At 68.2% G+C, this 25,428-nt stretch carries 23 protein-coding genes; 11 read left to right on the top strand and 12 right to left on the bottom strand.

Annotated features, from left to right (window positions below):
* Positions 1-31: 31 nt before the first annotated feature.
* The 3 genes from QSJ95_RS09185 to QSJ95_RS09195 all read right to left on the bottom strand — a co-directional run bounded on the left by QSJ95_RS09185 (position 32) and on the right by QSJ95_RS09195 (position 2,423).
* A complete protein-coding gene (locus QSJ95_RS09185; protein ID WP_488410140.1) occupies positions 32-577 on the bottom strand; it encodes a DUF6160 family protein in 546 nt (181 codons plus the stop codon).
* A gap of 14 nt (positions 578-591) precedes the next feature.
* Positions 592-1,656, bottom strand: a complete 1,065-nt coding sequence (locus QSJ95_RS09190; protein ID WP_502945267.1) for a hypothetical protein — start codon at positions 1,654-1,656, stop codon at positions 592-594.
* 161 nt (positions 1,657-1,817) lie between these two features.
* Positions 1,818-2,423 (bottom strand): hypothetical protein, encoded by a 606-nt coding sequence (locus QSJ95_RS09195; protein ID WP_009617406.1) that lies wholly within the window; start codon positions 2,421-2,423, stop codon positions 1,818-1,820.
* Positions 2,424-2,881: 458 nt separating this feature from the next.
* Between QSJ95_RS09195 and mksB the strand changes: the two genes are divergently transcribed.
* From mksB to QSJ95_RS09220, 5 genes are all read left to right on the top strand, one after another.
* Complete coding sequence (gene mksB, locus QSJ95_RS09200) at positions 2,882-4,159, top strand: Mks condensin complex protein MksB (protein WP_009617402.1); 1,278 nt, start codon at positions 2,882-2,884, stop codon at positions 4,157-4,159.
* Positions 4,149-4,868: an Mks condensin complex protein MksE gene (gene mksE, locus QSJ95_RS09205; RefSeq protein ID WP_009617400.1), complete on the top strand. Its 720-nt coding sequence runs from the start codon at positions 4,149-4,151 to the stop codon at positions 4,866-4,868. The genes mksB and mksE overlap by 11 nt, the downstream gene beginning before the upstream one ends.
* Positions 4,865-7,702: an Mks condensin complex protein MksF gene (mksF, locus tag QSJ95_RS09210; RefSeq protein WP_285641797.1), complete on the top strand. Its 2,838-nt coding sequence runs from the start codon at positions 4,865-4,867 to the stop codon at positions 7,700-7,702. The genes mksE and mksF overlap by 4 nt, the downstream gene beginning before the upstream one ends.
* A 122-nt stretch (positions 7,703-7,824) precedes the next feature.
* Entirely contained in the window at positions 7,825-8,832 is a 1,008-nt protein-coding gene (locus tag QSJ95_RS09215) for an iron ABC transporter substrate-binding protein (RefSeq protein ID WP_061560657.1), read from the top strand.
* Positions 8,832-10,391: an ABC transporter permease gene (locus QSJ95_RS09220; protein WP_285641799.1), complete on the top strand. Its 1,560-nt coding sequence runs from the start codon at positions 8,832-8,834 to the stop codon at positions 10,389-10,391. Before QSJ95_RS09215 ends, QSJ95_RS09220 begins: the two co-directional genes overlap by 1 nt.
* 398 nt (positions 10,392-10,789) lie before the next feature.
* Here QSJ95_RS09220 and QSJ95_RS09225 read toward each other — a convergent pair whose 3' ends face one another.
* The 6 genes from QSJ95_RS09225 to hrpB all read right to left on the bottom strand — a co-directional run bounded on the left by QSJ95_RS09225 (position 10,790) and on the right by hrpB (position 17,819).
* A complete protein-coding gene (locus QSJ95_RS09225; RefSeq protein WP_285641801.1) occupies positions 10,790-13,093 on the bottom strand; it encodes a PqiB family protein in 2,304 nt (767 codons plus the stop codon).
* Positions 13,086-13,706, bottom strand: a complete 621-nt coding sequence (locus QSJ95_RS09230; protein ID WP_285641803.1) for a paraquat-inducible protein A — start codon at positions 13,704-13,706, stop codon at positions 13,086-13,088. Before QSJ95_RS09230 ends, QSJ95_RS09225 begins: the two co-directional genes overlap by 8 nt.
* On the bottom strand, positions 13,693-14,349 hold the full coding sequence (locus QSJ95_RS09235) for a paraquat-inducible protein A (protein ID WP_009617388.1): 657 nt from the start codon (positions 14,347-14,349) through the stop codon (positions 13,693-13,695). Before QSJ95_RS09235 ends, QSJ95_RS09230 begins: the two co-directional genes overlap by 14 nt.
* A 117-nt stretch (positions 14,350-14,466) precedes the next feature.
* On the bottom strand, positions 14,467-14,856 hold the full coding sequence (locus tag QSJ95_RS09240) for a helix-turn-helix domain-containing protein (protein ID WP_051879367.1): 390 nt from the start codon (positions 14,854-14,856) through the stop codon (positions 14,467-14,469).
* Positions 14,857-14,992: 136 nt separating this feature from the next.
* Positions 14,993-15,124, bottom strand: a complete 132-nt coding sequence (locus QSJ95_RS09245; RefSeq protein WP_285641806.1) for a hypothetical protein — start codon at positions 15,122-15,124, stop codon at positions 14,993-14,995.
* A gap of 178 nt (positions 15,125-15,302) precedes the next feature.
* Positions 15,303-17,819: an ATP-dependent helicase HrpB gene (gene hrpB, locus QSJ95_RS09250; RefSeq protein WP_285641808.1), complete on the bottom strand. Its 2,517-nt coding sequence runs from the start codon at positions 17,817-17,819 to the stop codon at positions 15,303-15,305.
* A 168-nt stretch (positions 17,820-17,987) separates the two neighbouring features.
* Between hrpB and pmcY the strand changes: the two genes are divergently transcribed.
* From pmcY to QSJ95_RS09265, 3 genes are read left to right on the top strand one after another with little or no spacing between them, the layout of a single operon-like run.
* The gene (pmcY, locus tag QSJ95_RS09255) at positions 17,988-18,404 is read left to right on the top strand and encodes a periplasmic Zn2+ metallochaperone PmcY (RefSeq protein WP_069862083.1); all 417 of its coding nucleotides are present in this window, start codon (positions 17,988-17,990) and stop codon (positions 18,402-18,404) included.
* A 1-nt stretch (position 18,405) separates the two neighbouring features.
* Positions 18,406-18,921: a DinB family protein gene (locus tag QSJ95_RS09260; protein ID WP_009617384.1), complete on the top strand. Its 516-nt coding sequence runs from the start codon at positions 18,406-18,408 to the stop codon at positions 18,919-18,921.
* 2 nt (positions 18,922-18,923) lie between these two features.
* The gene (locus tag QSJ95_RS09265; protein ID WP_009617383.1) at positions 18,924-19,814 is read left to right on the top strand and encodes a cation diffusion facilitator family transporter; all 891 of its coding nucleotides are present in this window, start codon (positions 18,924-18,926) and stop codon (positions 19,812-19,814) included.
* Here QSJ95_RS09265 and QSJ95_RS09270 read toward each other — a convergent pair.
* Positions 19,807-20,925, bottom strand: a complete 1,119-nt coding sequence (locus tag QSJ95_RS09270) for a DUF6515 family protein (RefSeq protein ID WP_084229636.1) — start codon at positions 20,923-20,925, stop codon at positions 19,807-19,809. The two genes, QSJ95_RS09265 and QSJ95_RS09270, sit on opposite strands and share 8 nt — an antisense overlap.
* Before the next feature lie 443 nt (positions 20,926-21,368).
* On the opposite strand from QSJ95_RS09270, the gene QSJ95_RS09275 reads away from it, so the two are divergent.
* Both QSJ95_RS09275 and QSJ95_RS09280 read left to right on the top strand, forming a co-directional pair.
* Entirely contained in the window at positions 21,369-21,848 is a 480-nt protein-coding gene (locus QSJ95_RS09275; RefSeq protein WP_009617381.1) for an Lrp/AsnC family transcriptional regulator, read from the top strand.
* Positions 21,849-22,374: 526 nt separating this feature from the next.
* Positions 22,375-22,578, top strand: coding sequence for a DUF2788 domain-containing protein (locus QSJ95_RS09280; protein WP_009617380.1), 204 nt, complete (start codon positions 22,375-22,377; stop codon positions 22,576-22,578).
* A 7-nt stretch (positions 22,579-22,585) separates the two neighbouring features.
* Here QSJ95_RS09280 and QSJ95_RS09285 read toward each other — a convergent pair whose 3' ends face one another.
* Entirely contained in the window at positions 22,586-23,203 is a 618-nt protein-coding gene (locus tag QSJ95_RS09285) for a pseudouridine synthase (protein ID WP_285641819.1), read from the bottom strand.
* Between the two features lie 97 nt (positions 23,204-23,300).
* On the opposite strand from QSJ95_RS09285, the gene QSJ95_RS09290 reads away from it, so the two are divergent.
* Positions 23,301-24,347, top strand: coding sequence for an MBL fold metallo-hydrolase (locus QSJ95_RS09290; protein ID WP_285641820.1), 1,047 nt, complete (start codon positions 23,301-23,303; stop codon positions 24,345-24,347).
* Positions 24,348-24,645: 298 nt separating this feature from the next.
* Here the strand turns inward: QSJ95_RS09290 and deoC are convergent, their stop codons facing one another.
* Complete coding sequence (gene deoC / locus QSJ95_RS09295) at positions 24,646-25,404, bottom strand: deoxyribose-phosphate aldolase (RefSeq protein WP_285641822.1); 759 nt, start codon at positions 25,402-25,404, stop codon at positions 24,646-24,648.
* Positions 25,405-25,428: the final 24 nt, after the last annotated feature.

Raw genomic sequence — 25,428 nt, forward strand, 5'->3', positions numbered from 1 at the left:
TGGAGCTTGGTCCCGGCCATGGGCGCTCCCCTCATCGGGCCGGGACCTGGAACAGGTTGAGGTTGCCCTGCACGTGCAGCACGCCGTCGACGCGGGCGCTGAGCAGGTCGGTCTGCACCAGGCCGGCATCGGTACTGCGGGCCTTGTTGGCGCCGGCCAGGGTCAGGCTGACGCCGTTGAAGTTGACGTCCTTCAGGCCGACCCGCAGGACCTGGCGGTTGAAGGCGGCGCCGTCGCCGCCGAAGCCGCTGTTGATGGAGAGGATGTCCACGGTGACCTCGTCGAAGCTGAAGGTCCCGCTGATGTTGTCCAGCACCAGGAAGTTGTTGCCGCTGCCCGCCGGCTGGATCGCCACCCGCGCGCCGCAGCCACCCGGGCAGCGGGTGATGCCGGGGGTCTTCTGGATGTTGACCGTGACGCCCAGGCTCAGGCCGTCCTGGCCCACCACCTGGCCGAGGTCGTCGTCCGGCAGGGTGCGCAGTTCCGCCTGGGCGAGCGGGCCGGCCAGCATCGCCAGCAGGGCGACGGCGGCGGCCCGGAGCCGGCGGCGGGGCGGAAGCAGCGGTGGAAAGCTCATCGTGCCGTGCTCCGTCAGAGGTTGTGGGAAGTGACTTTGAGGTAGTTGAAGCTCAACCCGGACAGCTCGCTGCGCCCCAGGTTGACGCCGCCGGTCGGCACCGCGCCGTAGGAGGCCCGGGTGCCGCCGATGTTCAGGTTGTCGATCACCAGGCTGGTGCGCGGCGCGTTGGCGTAGAAGTCCGCGGCGCTGGCCGCGGTCAGCATGGGCAGCTCGAAGGTGAAGTTGCCGTCGGCGGTCACCGACAGCAGCAGCGGCTGGGACTTGCCGTAGCCCAGGGCGACGCTGGCGTAGGCATTGGTCAGATAGACGCTGCGCGCGGCCTTCTCCGCCGCGCTGGCGCAGTTGGCGTTGCCCGCGGCGCAGGAGAGGATGTCGAGGGTCTTGGCGTAGAGGTTCAGGCGCAGTTCGCCGACCAGTTGGCTGCGCGCGCTGGAGCCCCACAGGCGCAGGTAGCTGCCGTCCATCGCCAGGTCCTGGAAGTCCAGGGCCAGCACGTCGGTGCGGGTGCCGCCGCTGACCGGCACGGTGAAGTCGAAGCGCGCGCCCAGGTCGACCTTCTCGCTGGCGCGACTCGAACAGCCGCTGCCGGCGCCGGCGAAGCCGCTGATGCAGGGCTGCCCGGCGTTGTTGGCGATCTGCGGCGGGAAGGCCAGTTCCAGTACGTCGGCGTCGCTGGGCAGGGTGTTGACCACGCGGCCGTCGGCGAGCTGGGTGGTGAGCACCGAGCCCTTGGCCAGGTTGAGCTTGAAGGGGTAGGTCAGGCGGCCGATGGTCACCGGTTGCAGGTTGCTGCCGTGGTTGCTGCCGGTGGCGCCCAGGTAGAGGTTGCGCACCGCGATGGAGACATCCTTGCCGTTGGGGTCCTTCAGCCCGGTGATGTTGGTGGTGGCCTTGCTGCCGTCGATCATGGCGTTGTCCACCACGAAGCCGATGCCGGCGCCCTGCACGTCGGACAGCTGCTCGTCGTCCAGGGCGACCATGTCGGCGCGCGCCGCCAGGGCCATCCAGGCAAGGCAGGCGCCCATCGCCAGCGCAATGCGGGCGGGGCGCGGAAGGCTGATACGGCTGCTGGCCATGGCCACCTCTTGTTCTTTTCTCGTTCGCCGACCAAGGGGCAAAAAACCCTGTCTGCCACTATAGGGAGTCGCCGGCCATCGTGGCCCGACCCATAGTCGAGAATCGCCTGCTGGCAGGTGGCCGCCGTGTTACCCAAGGTCACACCGGCGTAACAGCCGCGTCAGCCGTGGCGGAACAGCCCGATCAGGTGCTCGGCGATGGCGCCCTTGATGGCCTCCAGGTTCAGCCGCGACTGCGCCTGCAGCTTCGCGCTGTTGAGCCGATGCAGGTGCAGCGAGGGCATGCGCGCCTCGTACTCGCGCAGGTCGCCCTTGACCAGCACCGGCAGGAAGGGCTCGTCGCGCATGCGGTAGCGGCGGATCAGCAGCTTCAGGCCGTCCTGGAACGGCAGTTCGGCGGAGCCCACCAGGCGGTGCTCGCCGGGGATCTTCAGGTACAGGCCGCTGTGGCCCATGGTCTCGCCGGGCAGGATGTGGATGCCGGTGGGCTCCACGGCGTCGGCGGGGATGTCGTGGAAGGTGTCGAACCAGGCCTGCTCGTTGGGCAGGATGGTGATGCCGCCCTCCTGGCTCTCCGGGATCACGAAGCTGTAGTTGCTGTAGAGCTTCTCCACGTAGGAGGAATAGATGCACAGGCGGTTCTCGAAGCGCCTGAGGAAGTCGATGGCCTCGCTGCGGTCGGTGATGGCGTCCAGGTCCCAGTCCAGGTCGTCCTGGCGCTCCAGTTCGGCCCAGCGGGCCTTGGCGAGTGCGGCGTCGTAAGTCATGGCGGCAATTGGCTATTGGCTATTAGGGCCTGTTCCCGTTTCGTTCACGAGCCGCGTTGCCGCGAGAAATGGCGCCAGGCTAGGCACGGAACGCAGGCAATGGCACTCCCTTGTCAAGTTCCGTAACGACGCATGGCGCCATTTCTCGCGCAACCCGCAGGGCCGGGCCAGTTTTTGTGCGATGCGTCGTTGCTCGTCGTTCATTTGGAATGACCAAATCTCTCTCCTCGCGCCTAGCCTCGCGCAAAAACTGGCTCCGGCGCGGCCGCGAACGAAACGGGAACAGGCCCTGACCAACTGGCAGAAAACATGCCAGGAATTTCAGGGGGTTAACGCCGTTTTTCAGGGCCGTGGCGACATCCCTCACGGCGTAAACTGCCGCGTTTCGTCACCCCTTCCGCCGCGGGCGGACCTTTGCAGTACAATCGCCCCCTTTACCCGTCAACAGCGGCTACCCGATGATCGACCCCCGACGCGTACTGCGCGCCCTCGCCGAACACTGGGCCCTGCTCGAACCGCTCTGCGAGCGCTTCGACAGCGGCACCCTGGCCCTGGCGGAGCTGCGCCTGCAACTCACGGCGCAGCTGCCCGAAGGCAGCCCGGCGGACGTCACCGCCCTGCTCGACCAGTGGATCCGCCTGGACATCCTGGTGCCGGTGGCCAAGAGCCCCAACCGCTTCGAGCTCAACGCCCAGATCCACGACTTCCTCGCCTACCTGCGCCACGAGCACCGCCTGGGCCTGTGCCTGGAGATCGAGGCCTACCTGCGCCACCTGGAGCGCCTGGCCGGCTACATCCGCGACGCCTTCGAGGTGCGCGACGGCAACGACCTGGCGCGCCAGCTGCGCCTGCTCGACATGCGCGTGCGCGACGTGCTGAAGAAGCTGGCCAACGACGAACAGGCGCTGATCGCCGTGGCCGAGCGGGCCAAGACCAGCGACCGGCAGATTCCCCTGCGCCAGCGCTACGCCGAGGTCCTGGCGACCTGGGACGAGTACGTCGAGCCGATGATCCAGCTGGTTTCCGCCGACGGCGCCTTCGAACAGGGCGTGCGCCGCGTCGAGCAGGTGCTGCTGCGCCTGCTGGGCGAACAGCAGCGCCTCGGCCAGCTGGTGGACGACGACCAGCTGCTGCGCACCCACGCGCGCATCCTGGAGATGCAGACCACCGCCCAGCTCACCCTGCGCCGCGCCCGCGAGCTGCTGCTGCCGCTGCGCGAGGAGGCCCGCCGGCACAACGCGATCACCCGCGGCGCCGCGCTGGCCCTGTCGGTGATCCGCCGCAAGGGCATCGACGCCGTGCCGCAGGCCTCCCTGCCGCTGTTCACCCGGCCGCAGAGCACCTTCCTCGGCAGCGCCTCGCAGGTGGAAAGCTACGTCTTCGCCCTGGCCCGCTTCGAGCCCAAGCCTGCGCACTTCCCCAAGGCGACCGGCAAGCGCGGCGGCGACGGCCCGCGCAACGCGCCACGCACCGCGCGGGAGATGCTCGAGCGCTGCCAGGCCGCCCTGCCGCTGCCGGACCTGATGGTCTGGTTGCTGGAGCAGGAGCCCGAGGGCGCCACCGACGAGCTGCTCTACTGGTTCTCGCGCCTGTCGCGCGACGGCCGCTTCCAGCGCGAGCGCCTGGAGCGCCGCGACTACGATACCGCCCAGCACAGCGTCAGCCTGTGCTCCTTCGCCCTGCTCGCCGCCCCGAGCGGCAAGGCCGACAAAGCGAGCGAACCCCATGCAAATTGATCTTTCCGAACTGACCCAGCTCGGGCCCATCTTCCGCGAGCTGTTCAAGGGCTTCCACATCAGCCGCCGCGACCCCGAGCTGTACAGCCAGTTGTCCAACCAGCAGGACCAGTACCGCGCGCTGTTCCGCTCGCTGGGCTTCGAGCTGGTCTGCGACACCCGCGGCTTCTACTACTTCGTCCCCGAGCAGATCGGCGCCCAGGTCAACAAGACCGCCCAGCGCCTGGCGCTGTTCACCTTCATCCTGGTGGAACACCTGGCCGACCAGGGCCGCGACCCGCTGGCCGTGCTCGACGGCGGCAGCATCGGCCGCGACGAGCTGCCGCCGCTGCTGGAGAAGTACCGCGACCTGTTCCTGCAGGCCGAGGTGACCACCCAGGAGGAACTGGAAGAAAAGGTCATGCGCCGGATGACCCAGCTCGGTTTCGCCGCCGAGGACAACGGCGTGTACCGCTTCCTGCCGCCTGTGCACCGCTTCCTCGACGTCTGCCTGTCGGTGCAGCAGGACCGCGACCTGGCCGCCAGCCTGCACGCCAAGGACCTGGCCTACGTCGCCCCGGCCCTGGCCGAGGAGGACGAAGAGCCGATCGTCAGCCTGGAAGAGCCCGCCGAGCCGGCCGCGCCGCTGGTTGAAGAAGCGGAAAGCGAGGAAGACGCCCTCGCCCGCGCCATCGCCGAAGAACAAGCCGACATGGAGGCCCAGGCATGACCCAGGAACGCTACGGCATTCGCCGCTTCGCCCTGCTCAACACCGCCGGCTACAGCCTCGGCGTGTTCCCCCTGGAGCAGCCGCTGTCGGTGTACGGCGCCAACAACCTCGGCAAGTCCGCCTCGATCAACGCCCTGCAGTTCCCGATCCTGGCGCGCATGTCGGACATGAGCTTCGGCAAGTACAGCCTGGAAGCCTCGCGCAAGTTCTACTTCGCCACCGACACCAGCTACATCCTCATCGAGCTGGAACTGCCCCACGGCCGCCACGTCATCGGCTGCGGCGGGCGCGGCCCGGGCGGCGGCTTCGGCCACCAGTTCTTCGCCTACCAGGGCGAGCTGGACCTGGAGCACTACCAGAAGAACGGCACCTGCCTGCGCCTGCGCGAGCTGTACGCCAGCCTGGAGCGCGCCGGCCTGAAGGCCTACGAGCTCAAGCCCGACGAGCTGCGCCGGCTGCTGGTCGGCGGCCACACCTCGGTGCCGCTGGACCTGACACTGATCCCGCTGCGCTCCACCAGCGAGCAGAGCCTGAAGACCTTCCGCTCGCTGTTCATCAACCTGCTGCACATGCGCGAGATCACCGCGGCCAAGCTCAAGCAGCTGTTCCTCGACGCCTTCGAGCACAGCCTGCGCTCGGGCAGCGTCGACTACATCGCCGCCTGCGAGGAAGCCTTCCGCGACGTGCGCCGCATGGAGGGCGACTACCAGGCCCTGGTCGCCGCCGGCCCGCTGGTCGAGGCGCTGGCCAACGGCGTGCAGCAGCGCGAATTCCTGCGCGGCAAGATGCACCGCCTCTCGCCGCTGCTCGACAACCTGCTGGGCACCTGGGAAGACTACGCCGGGGCGCGCAAGGAAGAGCTGGTGATCCAGGCCGAGCACTACCGCAGCGAGCAGGACGGCCTGCAGAACGAACAGCGCGGCGGCACCGCCGAGCTGATGCGCCTGGAGCGCGAGATCAGCGAAATCCAGCGCTGGATGGGTGAGCTGGCGGTGCTGAAGAACCGCTTCGCCCTGGTCGACGACGCCAAGGTCCTGGAGCAGCAGCTGCTCGCCGCCAAGGACGCCCACGACGAACTGGCCGGCGCCCTGGCCCACTCGCGGCAGTTCTCCAGCGAGGACCTGGACGAGCGCGTGCGCGATCTGGAGAAGCGCGTGAAGAGCGTGCGCCAGCAGCTCGAACACGCCGACAACAACAGCTATGCGCGCCTGCGCGAAGAATTCTCGCAGCAGGACGTGGAGCGCCTGATGCGCCTGTTCAACGGCGCGCTGTTCAGCCTGCCGCTGGGCGACAAGGGCGTGAGCCTGGACGAGGACGGCCAGTGGGTCGGCAGCGTCGAGAAGATCCTCGACGCCTTCAAGGGCGAGCGCTTCGAGGTGCCGGGCCTTGCCATCGACCTGTCGCACATCGAGCCGCCGGCGCTGCAGGCCCTGGCCGACCGCGCCGCCCTGCGCGACCAGAAGGAGCGCCTGGAGAAGGAGCTCAAGCAGCTCAGGACGCAGCAGGCCGTGGCCGCCGACCGCAACGCCAGCAAGGCCCAGGCCGACAAGCTGTACCAGGATGTGCTCGACGCGCAGAAGGCCCTGGAAGACTTCCGCCGCAGCGAGACGCTGAGCGCCGAGGAACCGGCCAAGCTGGAAAAACTCGCGCAACTGGAAGCCACCCAGGACGAGCTCAAGCGCTCGGCCGACGCCTTCACCGAGCGCGTCCAGCAGCTTTCCGCCAAGCTGCAACTGGTGGGCCGCCAGCTGGCCGACCTGGAAGCCAAGCAGCGCACCCTCGACGACGCCCTGCGCCGCCGCCAGCTGCTGCCCGCCGACCTGCCCTTCGGCACGCCGTTCATGGAGCCGGTGGAAGATTCCCTGGACAACCTGCTGCCGCTGCTCAACGACTACCAGGACACCTGGCAGCAACTGCAGCGCATCGACGGCCAGATCGAGGCGCTGTACGCCCAGGTGCGCCTGAAGGGCGTGGCCAAGTTCGACAGCGAGGACGACCCCGAGCGTCGCCTGCAACTGCTGATCAACGCCTACGCGCACCGCACCGACGAGGCGCTGACCCTGGCCAAGGCGCGCCGCGCGGCGGTGACCGACATCGCGCGGACGCTGCGCAACATCCGCAGTGACTACGACAACCTCGAGCACCAGCTGGCGCTGTTCAACCGCGAGATCAACAAGCGCCAGGTGTCGAACCTGCAGAGCTTCCGCATCGTGCTGGCGCCGAACAAGGAAGCGCTCAAGCACATCGACCAGATCATCCACAGCGCCGGCCAGTACGAGGAAGGCGAGAACCTCTCGGTGTTCGACCTGACGCAGAGCGCCGAGCAGGATGCCAAGAACGAGGAAGCCAAGGACTACCTCTCGCGCCTGGTGGCGGCGAACAACAACCAGTTGGGCCTGAAGGACCTGTTCGAGCTGGCGTTCGAGATCACCAAGGTCGGCGGCCAGCCGATCGTCCACACCGACATCGACGGCGCCGCCTCCAACGGCACCACCATGACCATCAAGGCGCTGACCAACATGTACCTGTTGCTGCACCTGATGGACCGCGAGCAGGCCGGGCGCATCCGCCTGCCCTACTACCTCGACGAGGCCGCCGACATCGACGAACGCAACCAGGCCGCGCTGCTGGAAACCAGCCTGCAGCTGGGCTTCGTGCCGATCCTGGCGAGCGTCAAGCCGCAGGTTTCGGCGCAGGTGGCCATCGACCTGGAAGGCGGCAGCGGCCCCAACGGCATCTACATCGACGAGGCCGACTGGAAGTTCATCCGCCGCCGCGAACTGGCCGTCGACCACCCCGCCGCCACGGCCGAGGAGGCCGCGGAGCCGGCCTGAGCGCCCCCGCCGCCGGCGCGCAGCCGGCGGCGGCATTCATGAGCAGGCTATGGAGTTTGGCCGGAAAGGCCAGGTTACATATAATGGCTTGCATTCTCATTGGCGACACCACGGGAGTTTCCATGTCTGTTCGTCTGCTCGCCGGCGTCAAGGGCGCTGTCCTGGCCTGCCTGCTCGGCGGCCTGTCTCTGCACGCCGCTGCCGATCCGGTCACCCTCACCCTGTACAACGGCCAGCACGCCGCCACCGGCATCGCCATCGCCAAGGCCTTCACCGACAAGACCGGCATCCAGGTCAAGATCCGCAAGGGCGGCGACGGCCAGCTGGCCAGCCAGATCACCGAGGAAGGCGCGCGCTCGCCGGCCGACGTCATCTACACCGAGGAATCGCCGCCGCTGATGCGCCTGTCCGGCGCCGGCCTGCTGGCCCCGCTGGACGCCGGTACCCTGGCCCTGGTCGAGGCGCAGAACGCCGGCGGCAAGGGCGACTGGGTGGGCATCACCGCCCGCGCCCGGGTGCTGGCCTACAACCCGAAGAAGATCGACGAGAAGGACCTGCCCAAGAGCCTGATGGACCTGTCCGACCCGCAGTGGTCCGGGCGCTTCGGCTTCGTTCCTACCAGCGGCGCCTTCCTCGAACAGGTTTCCGCGGTGATCAAGCTCAAGGGCCGCGACGCCGCCGAGGACTGGCTCACCGGGCTGAAGGCCTTCGGCTCCATCTACACCAACAACGTCACCGCCATGAAAGCCGTGGAGAACGGCGAGGTCGACATGGCGCTGATCAACAACTACTACTGGTACACCCTGAAGAAGGAGAAGGGCGAGCTGAACTCGCGCCTGCACTTCTTCGGCAACCAGGACCCGGGCGCGCTGGTCACCGTCTCCGGTGCCGCCGTGCTCAAGTCCAGCCAGCATCCGAAGGAGGCCCAGCAGTTCGTCGCCTTCATGCTCAGCGAAGAGGGCCAGAAGGCCATCCTCAGCCAGTCCGCCGAATACCCGCTGCGCAAGGGCATGCAGGCCGACCCGCAGCTCAAGCCGTTCGCCGAGCTGAACCCGCCGCAGCTCAGCCCCGCCGACATGGGTGAGGCCAAGGATGCGCTGGACCTCGAACGCGACGTCGGCCTGAACTGATGTCCATCGCCGCGCCCGTGGTCCAGGCCCGCGGCGGCCACGGGCGCAAGGCGCCGCTGTGGCTGCTGCCGCCGGTGCTCCTGCTCGCCCTGCTGGCGGCGCTGCCGCTGTTCTACGTCGCGGCCAAGGCCTGGGACTCGGGTTGGCACCTGGCCTGGGAACTGCTCTGGCGGCCCTACGTGTTCCGCCTGTTCGGCAACACCCTCAAGCTGCTGGTGCTGGTCACCGTGCTCAGCGCCCTGCTCGGCCTGGCCTGCGCCTGGCTGGTGGAGCGCAGCGACCTGCCCGGGCGGCGCTACTGGAACGTGCTGCTGTGCCTGCCGTTCGCCATCCCCTCCTTCGTCAGCAGCTTCACCTGGGTATCCCTGAGCCCGGCCTACGAAGGCCTGGGCGGCGCGGTGCTGGTCATGGCCATGTCCAAGTACCCGCTGGTGTACCTGCCGCTGGCCGCCACCCTGCGCAACCTCGACCCGTCGCTGGAGGAAAGCGCGCGCATGCTCGGCGTGTCGCGGCGCCAGGTGTTCTGGCGGGTGACCCTGCCGCTGCTGCGCCCGACCCTGGCCGCCACCAGCCTGCTGGTGGCGCTGCACATGCTGGTGGAGTTCGGCGCGCTGTCGATCCTGCGCTTCCAGACCTTCACCACGGCGATCTACCAGGAGTTCGAACTGGAGTTCAGCAACGCCACCGCGGCCATGCTCTCCTCGGTGCTGCTGGCGCTGTGCTTCCTGCTGCTGTGGCTGGAACTGCGCATGCGCGGCCGTGGCCGCCTGGTGCGCACCGGCCAGGGCAGCGCGCGGCAGGCCGAGCGGGTGCGCCTGCACGCCTGGAAATGGCCGCTGCAACTGCTGCTGGTGGCGCTGGTGGTGATCGGCACCGGCATCCCCATGGCCATGCTCGGCTACTGGCTGCTCACCGGCGCCTCGGCGGCCTTCCCGCTGCTGGAGATCGGCCAGGCGCTGCTGTCGTCGCTGTCGCTGTCCTTCGGCGGCGCCCTGCTCGGCTGCCTGCTGGCGCTGCCGGTGAGCATCCTGGTGGTGCGCTACCCCGGCCCGCTGGCGCGCTGGGCGCAACGCCTGCCCTACCTGCTGCAGGCCCTGCCGGGGCTGGTGATCGCCCTGTCGCTGGTGTACTTCGCCCTGCACTACGTGCCGGACCTGTACCAGACCAGTGCGCTGCTGCTGGTCGCCTACGCCCTGCTGTTCCTGCCCCTGGCCCAGGCGCCGATCCGTGTAGCCCTGGAAAAGGCCTCGCCGCAACTGGAAGAAGCCGCCCGCACGCTGGGCCAGACACCGCTGCGCGCCTTCCTGCGCATCACCCTGCCGATCATCTCGCCGGCCATGGGGGCGGGGTTCGTGCTGGTGTTCCTGGATAGCATGAAGGAACTGACCGCCACCCTGGTGCTTGGGCCTACGGGGCTGACCACCTTGGCTACGGCGGTGTGGGTGCATACCTCGACGCTGGAGTACGCGGCGGCGGCGCCCTATGCGGCGTTGCTGATCCTGATTTCCGGGGTGCCGGTGTACCTGCTGACGACGCGGGCGGCGCGGAGCGGGCGCTGAAGCGGGAGCGCTTTCGTAGGAGTGAGCTTGCTCGCGAACAACAGGCGGCTTGGTGTTTGGCTCAAAGAGCACCCTCTCCCCAGCCCTCTCCCTGAAGGGAGAGGGGGCTTGTCCGTGCCGAGAGAAGTGATGGTTTCAGCCGGTAGCTTTCGGTGTTGCCGGCTAACTCCAGAACAACCGTTTCTGCCCAACGGTCCCCTCTCCCTTCAGGGAGAGGGTTAGGGAGAGGGGCGGAGTGTCTCACCGCACCTATGTCACAAGGAGCCTGGTTCGCGAGCAAGCTCGCTCCTACGAAAATCAAAAGCCCCCGCACGCCCCAAGCAAAAACGCCCCGCCGGTCTCCCAGCGGGGCGCTTGGTCTCGGATAAGCGGCGTATAACCGCGAACGGTTATACGCCCTACTCGCCCACCGCCTTCCCCAACGGAATCTTCGGCGCCCACTGCAACCACTCATCCTGGTACTCGTCGAACAGCGCAAAGGTCTGCCCCGGCCTTGCCGCGACGCCCATCTGCGCATTGTCCGGCGTAGCGAAGGCCACGCCCCCGGCGAGGATGGTCTCGAAGGACTCGGTACGCACCTTCACCCCCTTGAACAGCCCGGCATCCACCCCTACCCCGCTGGTGTTCCAGAAGCGGCTGCCGGTGCGCACCAGGGGCGCGTAGCGCGGCTCGATGAGGATGTGGATCAGCACCCGGTCGCCCTGCTCGCCCAGTTCGAAGGAGGTCACCTTGCCCACCTGCACCTCGCGGTAGGTCACCGGCACGCCGGGCTTCAGCGAGCCGCGGCGGGCGGCGCTCAAGGTCAGGCGCAGGCCGTCGGCGTCGAGCAGGCGGTTGGGTTCCTGGCCCAGCAGCTTGAAGCCGGTCTGCGCCGGGCCCGGCTTGGCCGCCGGCAGCACTTCGATGTACGGGCCGCTGACCAGGGTGCCGAGGTTCTCCGCGCCGCCCAGGCCCAACTGCGCCGAGACCACCCAGAAGCGGCTGCCCTGGCGGGCGATGCTGTCCTGGGCCTTGATCAGGCGCGCCTTGAGCACCACGCCGCCGAGGTCGCGGCTGAGGTCCACCTGCTCCACGCGGCCCACGTCCAGGCCGCGGTAGCGGATCACCGTGCCCTCGCGCAGGCCGTCGGCCGAGTCGGCGCGCAGCTCGATCAGTTGGCCCTTGGCGTGAGCGCTGTCCTCGCTGTCGTAGAGGGCGAAGCGGCGCACCTTGGTGACGGGCGCGGCCTTGGGGTCGGGGGTGTCGAAGGCGATGCCGCCGCTGATCAGCGTCTGCAGCGATTCGCTCTTGAACTTGATGCCGTTGAGGTCGCCGCTCAATGTCACGCCGCTGACGTTCCAGAAGCGCGTCGAGGTGTTCACCAGGGCCGCGTATTCGGGCTCGATGTGCACGCCCACCACCACCCGCTGGCGATCGCGGGACAGCTGGTAGCTCTGCACAGTGCCGACCTTCATCTGCCGGTAGAGGATGGGCGTGCCCACTTCCAGCGAGCCCAGGCGGTCGCTGGTCAGCACCAGGTGCAGGCCGGGCGCGTCCAGGTTCAGCGGCGGCGCCTTCGGGCGCACGGTGAACTCGCGGGTCGGCTCGCCCTCCTTGGAGAAGCGCACGGCGATGTAGTTGCCCTTCACCAGCGCCTCCAGCCCGGTGATGCCGGCCAGCGAGATGCTCGGCTTGACCAGCCAGAACTCGCTCTTGGCGTTGAGGAACTCCTCGGTGCGCGGGTCCATGGACAGGGTGGCGGTGGCACCGTTGAAGTCCTTGTTCATGTCGATGGCCTTCACCGTGCCCACCTGCACGCCGTTGTACATCACCGGGGTGCTGCCGGCGGAAAGGCCGCTGACGTCGTCCACCTTCAGGCGCACCGCCAGGCCCGCCTGGGCGGCGTCGTAGTCCTCGTAGAGGCGGAACGGCTTGGTCGGGTCGGTGGGCGGGCTGTCCGGGTAGCTGTCCGGGGTGGCGAAGGCGATGCCGCCGGCGGCGATGCTGGCCAGCGACTCGGTGCGCAGCTTCAGGCCACTGAGGCTGCCGGACAGGGTGATGCCGCTGGCGTTCCAGAAGCGCGTGTGCTTGCGCACCAGGTTGGCGTAGGCCGGCTCGATGTGGATCTTCACCTCGATGGTCTTCTGGTCGTCGGCCAGCTGGTAGCTCTTCACCTGGCCGACCTGGATCTGCCGGTAGTAGATGGGGCTGCCCTGCTCCAGCGAACCCAGGCGCTCGGCCTTGAGCATCAGGTGCAGGCCGGGCAGGCTGTCGGACAGCGGCGGCGGCTCCTTGAGCGCGACGAAGTCGTGGTTGAGCTCGCCCTTCACCGGGTCGACGGCGATGTAGTTGCCCGACACCAGGGTCTCCAGCCCGGTCACCCCGGCCAGGGACACACGCGGCTTGACCAGCCAGAAGCGCGTGCGCTTGCTCAGGTACTCGATGCTTTCCTTGCGCATCTCGACCACCGCGGTGACGCCCAGGGTAGGCTTGTTCACGTGCAGGTCGACGACCTTGCCCACGGCGATGCCCTTGAAGATCACCTCGGTCTTGTTCGGCTGGATGCCGTCGCCGCTCTCGAACTGGATGTTGATGGTCACCCCGGCCTGGTCGTAGGCGCGCCAGGCCAGCCAGGCGCCGATGGCCAGGGCGATCAGCGGCAAAATCCAGATCGCCGACCAGTTGGTGGTCTTGCGCAGTTTCGGGGTGGGGAGTTCACTCATCGTCGTTTTCCGCGTCCGTGTTATCCCAGATCAGCCTGGGATCGAAAGTCACTGCCGCCAGCATGGTCAGCACCACCACAGTGGCGAAGGCGGCTGCACCGAGGTTCGCCTCGATGCTGGCCAGATTGCCGAAGTTCACCAGGGTCACGAGGATGGCGATGACGAAGATATCGAGCATCGACCAGCGACCTATCCACTCGATGAAGCGGTACATCAGGATGCGTTGCCGCGCCGACATCGGCTGGTGGCGCTGCACCGAATAAAGCAGCAGGGCGATGCCGACCAGCTTGAAGGTCGGCACCAGGATGCTGGCGACGAACACCACCGCGGCCACCGGGATCATGTCCGCGTGGATCAGTTCCACCACCCCTTCCATGATGGTCGCCGGGGTGCCGCTGCCGAGGAAGTTGACGGTCATGATCGGCAGCAGGTTCGCCGGGATATAGAGGATGGCCGCGGTGATCAGCAGCGCCCAGGTGCGGGTGAGGCTGTTCGGCCGCCGCGCGTGCAGCACCGAGCCACAGCGCGAACAGTGCTGCGGCTCCTCGCCGGTGGCGCGGTTGAGCTGGTGGCATTCGCCGCAGGTCAGGATGCCGGCGTCAATGGCCCTCATCGTCGAACTCCCCGGCCAGCGATTCCCACACCTGGTGGCGCGACATGGTCACCTCCAGCCATATCTGGCTGAGCAGCAGGCCGATGAAGCAGGCCAGGCCCACGCCGATGTGCAGCTCGGCCATGTCGATCAGTTTGACGATGGCCACCAGGATGCCCATCAGGTAGACCTCCAGCATGCCCCACTCGCGCAGGTGCTGGTACCAGCGCAGCAACTGCATGGCCTGCGCGCGCGCCACGTCGAAGCGCAGGCTGCAGAGGACGAACAGCTGGCACAGCAGCTTGGCCAGGGGAATCACCATGCTGCACAGGAACACCAGCACGGCCACTCCGTGCATGCCCGAGGCGTACAGGCCAAGCACCCCGCCCCAGACGGTGTCGATACCGACCTGGCCGAGGATGTCGATCTTCATGATCGGCAGGAAGTTGGCCGGGATGTAGAGGAAAAGCGCGGTGAGCACCAGCGCCATGGCGCGGCGCACCATGTGCGGCCGGTGGATTTCCAGCTCGTAGCCGCAGCGCGGGCAGACCGAGCGGCTGCCCGTGGGGACCGGCTCGCGGCGCATCAGCAGGTCGCATTCATGGCAGGCGATCAGCTGCTCCAGCGGCAGGTCTTGCAGCGCACGGCTGTCGGTTTCGGACATGGGGGGACTCTGGATGATTTGTGCCTATTGTAGACGAGGCGGCCCCCGCGGCGCTGCGCCCGCAACGCCTCGGAATCGGCCGAAAAGCCGCTCGCGGGGCTTGCCATCGGCGGTGTTTCAGGCCCTGGGTTTCCCAGTGGCTCCTGCCGCCGCCCGGCGCTTTGCCATGGCGGGGCTGGTGCCGCGTGGAAGGAACCGGCCCTCGGCCTTGGCGGGCCGCGCCGGGAGTACCGCATCAGCCACGATCGCACCCAGCGTCATCCGCATGCCGAATTTGTTGAGGATGCCATTGAGCGTCCCGATGGTGGGGTTTCCCTTGTCGCTCTCGAGCTGGTAGAGCGCCTTCGTCGATATCCTGCACATGGCGGCGAAGGTGTCCTGGTCGAGCCCGGTGACCTCGACGCGCAACCGGCGAATGGAAACACCGAGCGACTCCCGCCCCTGCACATTCGCCCGCAGAATGTCGTCGATCAGCCGCTGGCGCTCCTCGGTGGTGATGTTCCTCATAGCAGGCCCCATTCGCCCATGCGTCTGTCCAGGTCGTTGAGCGGAATGTTCGCCGACCTCTTCACCTCGTCGGGCAGGTCCGCGAGCAATTCGGGGAGAGCCCTGAACGTCTGCGCGGCCTGCGTCAAGCGAGCCATCAGGGCGCGCGGCTCCGCAATATCCTTATCACCGAGTCCATCAACTCGATGAACGTCACGAGATAGTTCGTGTCATAGCCGGCCGAAGTCGCGCCAAGCAAGACCTTCTCGGGGTTTTCGACCGTCAGCACCAGGGCATCGTGCCACTGGCCGTCTAGTAGGTCTGGAGAGTAAGTTGCTCGGACATGCGGGCACCTTAACCGGAACTTTAATGCCGATCAATTTAGCTATCCCAGCCTTTTCCGGCAATAAAATTCCGACTCGGCCCTTCCAGCCCCTATAAGTCGGCATTTTAATTCCGATTCACATTCATTTGCGCGGCTTGGCCCGGGCGGTGGGTTCGGCGATCAGCGGGTCGTCCGGCCAGTAGTGCTTGGGGTAGCGGCCCTTGAGGTCCTTCTTCACCTCGGCGTAGGTGCTGCGCCAGAAGTTGGCCAGGTCCTGGGTCACCTGCACCGGGCGCTGCGCCGGCGACAGCAGGTGCAGTTTCACCGCCAGGCGGCCGCCGGCGATGCGCGGGGTGTCGGCCAGGCCGAACAGTTCCTGCAGGCGCACCGCCAATACCGGCGGGAATTCGCTGTAGTCCAAGCGGATGTTCGAGCCGGACGGCACCTGCAGGGTGCGCGGCGCCAGCTCGTCCAGGCGTTGCGGCAGCGGCCAGGGCAGCAGGCCGTGGAGGATGCCGGGCAGTTCCAGGTTGGCGAAGTGGGCCAGGCGCGAGACCTTGCCCAGGTACGGCAGCAGCCAGTCCTCCAGGGAGGCCAGCAGGGCCGCATCGCTAACGTCCGGCCACTCGCTTTCGCCCTTGCCTTCCAGGTCGAGACGGCGCAGCAGGTTCACCCGCGCCTGCCACTGGCGCAGTTCCGGGGTCCAGGGCAGCAGTTCCAGGCCCTTGCGCCGCACCAGGCCGAGCAGCGCGCGGCTGCGGGCTTCGGCGTCGAGGCCGGGCAGCGCCTCGCGGCTGAGCACCAGTTCGCCGACCTTGCGCTGGCGTTCGGCGCGCAGCACGCCTTCGCGCTCGTCCCAGTCCAGTTCGTCGTGCACCCTCACCTGCTCGGCCAGCACCGAGTCGAACAGCGCCGCATCCAGGGCGGCGGCCAGGTAGATGCGTTCTTCGCGCTGGCCCTGGCGGCTGCCGAGGTCGGCGACCACCAGCCAGGGTTCCTTCATCAAGGCATCAGGCTCGCCGAACTGCGCGGCGCGGCCGTTGGCCAGGCGGTATTCGCCGCCACCCTCGCGGCGCTGGCGGGCCACGCGGTCGGGGTAGGCGAAGGCCAGTAGAGCGCCCAGCCAGCGTGGATGGTCGGGGTCGGCCACCGCTTCGCTCGGCTTGCCGCGCAGGTAGCCGCGGAACTGCCGGGCCAGTTGCTTGGCCCGTTGTACTGCACCGCGGCTGGCGCGGTTGCCGGCCGACTCTCCGGCGAGCAGCGCCGTGCGTTCGTGCAGGTCGGCGCCGGCGCCGCGCAGGATGTCGCGTTCGCCCAGCAAGGCGGCGACATCACAGGCCAGGCTGCCCAGGCCCAGCGCCTGGCCGCGCAGCAGCAGGTGGGCGATGCGCGGGTGCGCCGGCAGTTCGGCCATGGCCTGGCCGTGGGCGTTCAGCGCGCCGCTGTCGTTCAGTGCGCCGAGACGCGCGAGCAGCTCGCGGGCCTGGGCGTAGGCCGCCGCCGGCGGCACGTCGAGCCAGGCCAGTTCCTCCGGCGCCACGCCCCAGCGGCCCAGTTGCAGGGCCAGGCCGGCGAGGTCGGCCTGGAGGATTTCCGCCGTGCCGTAGGCCGGCAGTTGCTCGTGCTGCGCCTCGGACCACAGGCGGTAGCACACGCCCGGCTCCAGGCGCCCGGCGCGGCCGGCGCGCTGGGTGGCCGAGGCGCGGGAGATGCGCTGGGTCTCCAGGCGCGTCATGCCGCTGCCCGGATCGAAGCGCGGCACCCGCGCCAGGCCGGCGTCGACCACCACGCGCACGCCGTCGATGGTCAGGCTGGTCTCGGCAATGTTGGTAGCCAGCACCACCTTGCGCTTGCCGGCCGGCGCCGGCTCGATGGCGGCGCGCTGGGCGGACAGCTCCAGTTCGCCGTGCAGCGGGCACAGCAGCACCTCGTCGCGGCCGGCCAGGACCTCGCCCAGTTGCTCGGCGACGCGACGGATCTCGGCCTGCCCGGGGAGGAACACCAACAGGCTGCCGGGCTCGTCGGCCAAGGCCTGGAGCACCGTCTGCACCACCCGCGGCTCGACGAATTCACCGGCCTGCCAGGGCCGGCCCCAGCGCAGCTCCACCGGGAACATGCGCCCCTCGCTGCGCACCACCGGCGCCTCGTCGAGCAAGGCGGACAGCCGCTCGCCCTCCAGGGTGGCGGACATCACCAGCACCTTCAGCGGCATGTCGCGCAGCAGCTCGCGGCCGTTCAAGGTCAGCGCCAGGGCCAGGTCGGCGTCCAGGCTGCGCTCGTGGAATTCGTCGAAGATCACCAGGCCCACGCCTTCCAGCGCCGGGTCGTCCTGCAGGCGGCGGGTGAGGATGCCTTCGGTGACCACCTCGATGCGCGTCTTCGGCCCCACCTTGCTGTCCAGGCGGATGCGGTAGCCGACCGTGTCGCCGACCTTCTCCCCCAGCTCCGCGGCCAGGCGCTCGGCCGCGGCGCGGGCGGCCAGGCGGCGCGGTTCGAGCATGAGGATGCCCTGCCCGGCCAGCCAGGGCTCGTTGAGCAGCGCCAGCGGCACCCGGGTGGTCTTGCCGGCGCCGGGCGGCGCCTCCAGCACGGCCTCGTCGCGCTCGCCCAGGGCCTGGCGCAGGGATGGCAGAATGGCATCGATGGGAAGGGCATTCATGGCTATATTTCATCCACCCTTAAGCACGCGGAAATAACGAACCGGCGATTATAACGGCGAACCACGGCCGGCCCGCCGCAGTCCTATGCAACAAGGAGCAGCGGCCGACGATAGAGGCCCCTGCGCCGCATTGATATAGTTGCTCGAAGCCTATTCCGGAGGTCCTAGATGCGTCTTGCCACCCGAGTTTCCTGCGCGGTTCTCAGCGCAGCCCTGCTGAGCCAGCTGGCCGCCTGCGGCACCCTGTTCTACCCCGACCGCCGCGGCCAGATCGACGGCCGCATCGACCCGGCCATCGCCGTGTTCGACGCCATCGGACTGTTGTTCTACATCATCCCGGGGCTGATCGCCTTCGGCGTAGACTTCGCCACCGGAGCCATCTACCTGCCGGACGAAAAGTACTCCGTCGCCCCCGAGAAACTGCACGAGGCGATCGGCGCCGACGGCCGGGTGGACCGGACTAAACTCAAGGCAATCATCGAACGCGAGACCGGCCGCGCCCTGCCGCTGGACGACCCACGCCTGATCCAGCGCGTCGGCAACCCGCAGCAACTGGCCAGCCTGGGGCTCAAGCTGGAGGGCTGACATGCACGCGGCACTGGGGCGCCACCTGGAAAAACTCCTCGACTACCACCTGTGGGCCCACGAGCGCATCCTCGAGGCCGTCGCGCCCCTGGACGAGGCCGCCTACCGCGAACCGCGCGGGCTATTCTTCGGCAGCCTGCACGGCACCCTCAACCACCTCGCGGTGGGCGACCGCATCTGGCTCGATCGCGTCGAGGGCCGGCCCTGGCAGTTCACCCGCCTGGACAGCGAGGCCGCGCCGGACCGCACCGCCCTGGCCGACTTCCTCCGCGAGGGCGTACAGGGCTGGAAACAGTGGCTGGCCCGGCAGGACGAGCGCGACCTCGGCAAGCTGCTGGAATACCGCAACATGGCCGGCCAGGACCACCGCCAGAGCCTGGCCGACATCGTCCAGCACCTGGTCAACCACGGCACCCACCACCGCGGGCAGATGAGCGCCGCGCTCACCGCCCTCGGCCAGCCGGCGCCGCTGCTCGACTACATCTATTTCCTGCCGCAACGCCAGGACACCCGCTGAACTTGGACAACCGACGCGCCCGCCTGCTGCACCTGGCCACCAGCGCCTCGCTGGCGGCGGCCGTCACCCTGGTGGTGGCCAAGGCCCTGGCCTGGTGGCACAGCGGCTCGGTGAGCCTGCTGGCCGGCCTGACCGACTCCCTGCTCGACGGCGCTGCCTCGCTGCTCAACCTGCTGGCGGTGCGCTATTCGCTGCGCCCGGCGGACGACGACCACCGCTACGGCCACGGCAAGGCGGAGTCGCTGTCGGGCATGGGCCAGGCGCTGTTCATCTCGGTCAGCGCGGTGCTCATCGGCTCCCAGGCGCTGGACCGCCTGCAGCACCCCGAACCGCTGGGCGCCACCGGCTGGGGGATCCTGGTGATGCTGCTGTCGCTGGCGCTGACCGCCGCGCTGCTGGGCGTGCAGCGCTACGTCATCAAGCACACCGGTTCGCTGGCGGTGCAGGCCGACTCGCTGCACTACCGCTCCGACCTGCTGCTCAACGGCAGCATCCTGGTTGCCCTGTTGCTGGCGCACTACGGCTTCCCGCGGATGGATGCGGTCTTCGGCCTGGGCATCGCCGCCTACATCCTCTGGAGCGCCGTGCGCATCGCCCGAGAGTCGGTGGCGGTGCTGATGGACGAGGAACTGCCGGCGGACGTCAGCGAGCGCATGCTCGAACTGGTGCGCCAGGTGCCCGGAGTGGTCGGCGCCCACGACCTGCGCACACGGATTTCCGGCGATCGCTGGTTCGTCCAGCTGCACCTGGAGCTGCCCGGCGACATGCGCCTGTCCCAGGCCCACACCCTGTGCGACCAGGCCGTGCTGGCGATCCGCGCCGAGTTCCCCCGGGCCGAGGTGCTGGTGCATGCCGACCCACTGGAAGTGGTGGGCCGGGAAACCATCAGTTGATGCTGTAGCCGCGCCCCTGCAGGCAACTGCCCAGCGCGCCGCGGTAGGTATCCACGGCCTGCTGCGACGGCGCGTAGCCGGCCATGGCCGGGTCGAAGCCGCTCTGCCCGACCGCCCAGGTGTGGCACTCGTAATGGTCCTGGGCCTGCTGCTGCGGGCTCTGCCCGTACATCGGGTAGGCGATCACGTCGTAGGGATTGCCCGTCGGCAGCGGGGCCTGCGCCACCTGCGGCGGGGGCGGCACCACCTCGTAGGTCTGCGAGGAATTGTCGAACAGGTAGTAGGTGCCGGCAGCGAGGAAGTACAGCATGCTGCCGAACCACAGCTGCTCGGCGTAGGACGGCAGGTAGCGCACCCGCACGCCGTAGGGCGGCGCCACCACCACGTAGCGCGCGCCATGGGGGCGGTACCAGTAGCCGTCGTTGAAGAAATAGTCGCTGCCGCGCCAGGGCACCCGGTAGTAGCCCGAAGGCACGCGGTCCACCACATAGCCCGGCCGCCAGTTCGACGGATGCGGCCCCCAGTTGCCGCCCGGGCGGCCATGCCAGGCATTGCCGGGCGCGGACGGCGGACGGCCCTGCCAGGAGCTGCCTCCGCCGGAAGGCCGGCCGGGGCCGTGGTCGTCATGACCGGCGGAAGGGCGACCCTGCCATTGGCCGTTCCAGTTGTTCTGGGGTCGGCCTTGGCCCTGATTGGCCTGGGGTCGGCCTTGCCACTGGCCGCCCTGATTGCCTTGCGGACGGCCCTGCCACTGTCCACCCTGGTTGCCTTGCGGACGGCCCTGCCACTGGCCACCCTGGTTGCCTTGCGGTCGACCTTGCCACTGGCCGCCCTGGTTGCCTTGCGGTCGGCCCTGCCACTGGCCACCCTGGTTGCCTTGCGGACGGCCCTGCCATTGGCCGCCCTGGTTACCTTGCGGTCGGCCCTGCCACTGGCCACCCTGATTGCCTTGCGGACGACCTTGCCACTGGCCGCCCCCATTGCCGCCACCATGCCCACCCTGTCCGCCATGGCCGTCCTGCCCGGGCCCCTGGCCTTCGGCGAAGACCTGGCCGGCGATGGCCAGTGACAGCAACCCAACGGATGCCAGACGCCAGATGCTCGACTTCATGAATGCCTCGCAGCGGCCTGCCGGCCGACCTCGCTCGTTTGCATGACAGATAGACAACCGCGCAGGCAGCGCATCCCCGGGGCCAGGGTAAAGTCAAGGTAAAGGTCGGCGGGCAAATCGCAGGCAAGAAAAAAGGGAGGTCGGTGACCTCCCCTCGGGGAATTCGTCCTGGCTCGTCGCTTCTGGCGCCGGCTCACCTCGCTCCACCTTCTGGGCGGTGCGTAGCCCGGTGGCCTGGGCGACCCGATCGGGTCGGCAGGCCGCGATGCGCCTGATTGGGCGGATCGCCGTGGACGTATGGGTCCGGGCCGTGATTTCTGGAGCCATGTTACGGGGAGCGAACCGGCAGCGGATTGCGAAGATTGCGCATCGAACTACCCATTGCGCAATAAATCACCAAGAATGTATAAAAACATGCAAGCCGATAAATTTTCGAGGCCACAATGAACAAACTGGACCGCTACGACCTGCGAATCCTCGCCGAATTGCAGCGCGACGCGCGCATCTCCAACCAGGAGCTGGCCGAACGCATCGGCCTGTCGCCCTCGCCCTGTTCGCGACGCGTCAAGCAACTGGAAGACGACGGCTACATCCTGCGCCAGGTCGCCCTGCTGGACAGCAAGAAGCTCGGCCTGAGCCTCACCGCCTTCGTCCTGATCGGCATGGACAGGCACACCCCGGAGCGCTTCGAGCACTTCCAGTCGATCATCGCCCAGTGCCCGGAGGTGCTGGAATGCAGCCTGGTCACCGGGATGGACGCGGACTACCAGCTGAAGGTGATGGTGCCGGACATGGAGCACTACCAGCACTTCCTGCTCGGCACCCTGACGCGCATCGAAGGCGTGACCAGCGTGCGGTCGAGCTTCGTGCTGCGCAACATCATGGCCAGCACCGAGCTGCCGCTGGAGCACCTGCGCAGCTGACCCGGCAAATGTAGGAGCGCGCCCTGCGCGCGAATCGCGGGCAGGGCCCGCTCCTACAGGGGAATGGCGTGGATGGGGCAGCGTAGCGGATCTCATCCGCGAATCGCGCCGATACCTCCGGCAAACACAAGACCCGTAGGATAGCGTTGAGCGAAGCGATACCCATCACCACGACCGCATGGGTTTCGCCAAGGCTCAACCCATCCGTTGAGGCGCGCCTTGGCACAGCCGGCAAGACAGTTGCTCCTACCGTCCAGGCGGGCACGGCTCGCTCCTACGAAGGGCGTCCGCTGCGACAAATGCGCGCACCCCACATCCTGCCGGGGCCGCCCGGCGCTCGACTATTTCCCGCCGGGGCCGCTGCGGCGGGACTTCTTCGGCCGTCGCCGGCCCCGCGCGGGAAATTCTGCTCACTTTCTGCACAGCGCTGATCAACCCGCGACCAAGCCCTTATAATGCCGCCCGTCCTCGCGACCGCCGGACCTTCCGGCCCCCACTCAAGCGCCCGCGCCGGGCAGGAGCAGCAATGAACGAGAGTTTCGAAGACTGGATGATGTACGGGCTGGTCAGCGCCCTGGTCCTGTTCATGGCCTTCATCGTCTGGGACCTGGCCAAGAAGTCCAAGGCCGGACGCATGGGCACCATGGTGCTGTTCTTCGCCCTCGGCCTCGGCGTCTTCGGCTTCCTGGTCAAATCCTTCGTGGTCGCCGGCCTGGAAGGCGGTTTCTGATCCGGCCCTAGGGCTGCGCCTCGCGCCACTCCCCCGGCTGCAGCCCGTCCAGGCCCCAAGGGCCGATGCGCACCCGCACCAGGCGCAGGGTCGGCAGGCCGACGGCCGCCGTCATACGCCGCACCTGGCGGTTGCGTCCCTCGCGGATCACCAACTCCAGCCAGGCGGTGGGCACCGACTTGCGGAAACGCACCGGCGGCACCCGCTCCCACAGTTGCGGTTCGTCGATGCGCCGCGCCTCGGCCGGTAGCGTCGGGCCGTCGTTGAGCTGTACACCCTCGCGCAGGCGCTGCAACTGTGCCTCGTCCGGCTCGCCTTCCACCTGCACCCAATAGGTCTTCGGCAGCTTGTGCCTGGGGTCGGCGATGCGCGCCTGCAGGCGGCCGTCGTTGGTCAGCAGCAGCAGGCCCTCGCTGTCGCGGTCCAGGCGCCCGGCGGGATAGATGCCGGGCACCGGCACGTAGTCCTTGAGCGTCGCCCTGCCCTCGCCATCGCTGAACTGCGTCAGCACGTCGAACGGCTTGTTCAGCAGGATCAGCCGCGGCTGAGCCGGCGGAGCCTTGGCGACGCGGCGGGGAGCGGGACGGCGGGAGGTGGGACGAGGCGGACGGGGCGGACGGGGCATGGGCAGGAAACGGCAACGAGTCGGCGGAGCACAAGGATGGGCCGGCATGCTAGGTTGTGCCACCGTTCCCCCGCAAGAGCACGCAGAGCATCCCACCATGCCCAAGGCCCGTCGCTCCCCCTGGCTGATCACCCTGCTCAACCTCGCCGGCCGCCTCGGCGGCGGCTACAGCGGGCCGCAAAGCCCGAACTTCGACGGCCTGCGCTTCCGCAACCTGGACGCCAAGCCGCACCATGGCTTCCGTGAATTCCTCAAGTGGCAGCTGGAGCGCGACAGGCAACTGGCCTGGATCGAACAGCCCGGCGCCGAACGCCGTCCGGAAACCCCGGCTCAGGTCAGCGGCGAGGAGCTGCGCGTCACCTACATCAACCACGCCACCCTGCTAATCCAGCACCGCGGCCTGAACATCCTCACCGACCCGCTGTGGTGCGAGCGCACCAGCCCCTTCAGTTTCGTCGGCCCCAGGCGCCACCATCCGCCGGGCCTGGCCCTGGACGAACTGCCGCCGATCAACCTGATCCTGGTCAGCCACAACCACTACGACCACCTGGACGTCGGCAGCCTGGGCGAACTGGCCCGGCGCTTCCCGCAAGCCAAGGTGGTGACCGGCCTGGGCAACGCCGAGCTGATCCGCGCCTGCGGCTTCGTCGACGTGCACGAGCTGGACTGGTGGCAGAGCCTGCCGCTGCACGAGGGCATGCTGCTCACCGGCGTGCCGGCGCAGCACTGGTCGGCGCGCTCGCGCTACGACACCAACCGCACCCTGTGGCTGGGCTTCGTGCTGGAATCGACGGACGGCCCCGTGCTGTTCCCCGGCGACACCGGCCTGGGCCCGGAATTCGCGCTGATCCGCGAACGCTTCGGGCCGATGCGCTTCGCCGCGCTGCCCATCGGCGCCTACGAACCACGCTGGTTCATGCGCCACCACCACATGAACCCGGACGACGCCGTGCAAGCCCACCGCACGCTGGAATCGCAGTGCAGCATGGCCATCCACTTCGGCACCTTCCGCCTGAGCGACGAAGGCCAGTTCGCCCCCGTCCACGACCTGGCCCGGGCGCTGGACGAACAGGGCGTGGAAAGCCAGGCGTTTCGTGCGCCAAAGCCGGGGGAGCAGTGGTTGGTGGGGCGGATGGGTGGGTAGGCCTTAGCTTCGTGTGTGGGGGGACTCTCGACCAGAGTCTCCCGGAACCATTGGTGCCAATACGAACGCCGCCCCTCTCCCCAACCCTCTCCCTGAAGGGAGAGGGAGTCGTTCGGCGTGCGCTGGCACTTCCGCACTCCCTGATGCCCCGCATAGCGCCTGATATTTCCATGAGACATGTCTTCCACGTCGGCACGGACTAGCCCCCTCTCCCTTCAGGGAGAGGGCTGGGGAGAGGGTGCTCTTTGGAGGCATCGCAGAGAGGCACCATTCGCGAGCAAGCTCGCTCCTACAAAAGTCACGCCTCCATTTCGCGCAACAGCTCATCGAGCAACCCCGAAGCCCCAAAGCGCAGGTGCTCGGACGTAATCCAGTCATCCCCAAGCATCTCCTGCGCGATAGCCAGGTAGACCTCGGCATCGTCCAGGCTACGAATGCCACCAGCAGCCTTGAAGCCCACCTTGCCGCCCGCCTCCACGATGCATTCCAGCATCACCCGCGCAGCCTCAGGCGTGGCGTTCACGGCCACCTTGCCAGTACTGGTCTTGAGAAAATCGGCACCACCGGCAATAGCCTCGCGACAAGCCGTACGAATCAACTCGGGCTCACCCAACTCGCCGCTTTCGATAATCACCTTGAGCCGATGGTAGGGCCCGCAAAGCGCCTTGCAGGCCCGTATCAGCTCCACCGCGCCATCGGCCCGGCCAGCCTTGAGCGCCTTCCACGGGTAGACCAGATCGATCTCATCAGCACCCTCGGCAAGGGTACGCCGCACCTCCTCCACCACCTCGGCCAAAGGCGCATTGCCGGCGGGAAAGTTGCACACACTGGCGACCTTCACCGCCCGCGCACCAAAGCCATTGAGCGTACGCCGCGCCACATGCACGAAACGCGGGTAGACGCACACCGCAGCCACCTCGCCATAAGGCGTCAACGCCCGGCGGCAGAGCTGGACGATGCGCGGCATGTCGTCGTCGGCGTTCAGCGAGGTCAGGTCGAGCAGCGACAGTACCCGCGCGGCGCGCTCGGCGCGGGTCGGTTGCAGGGGTTCAGCCATGGCGTCCTCCGGTTGCGGCCTTTG

Origin of the sequence: Pseudomonas sp. NBRC 100443, assembly GCF_030268185.1 — a bacterium.
In the GTDB taxonomy this organism is placed as follows: Bacteria; Pseudomonadota; Gammaproteobacteria; order Pseudomonadales; family Pseudomonadaceae; genus Pseudomonas; species Pseudomonas citronellolis.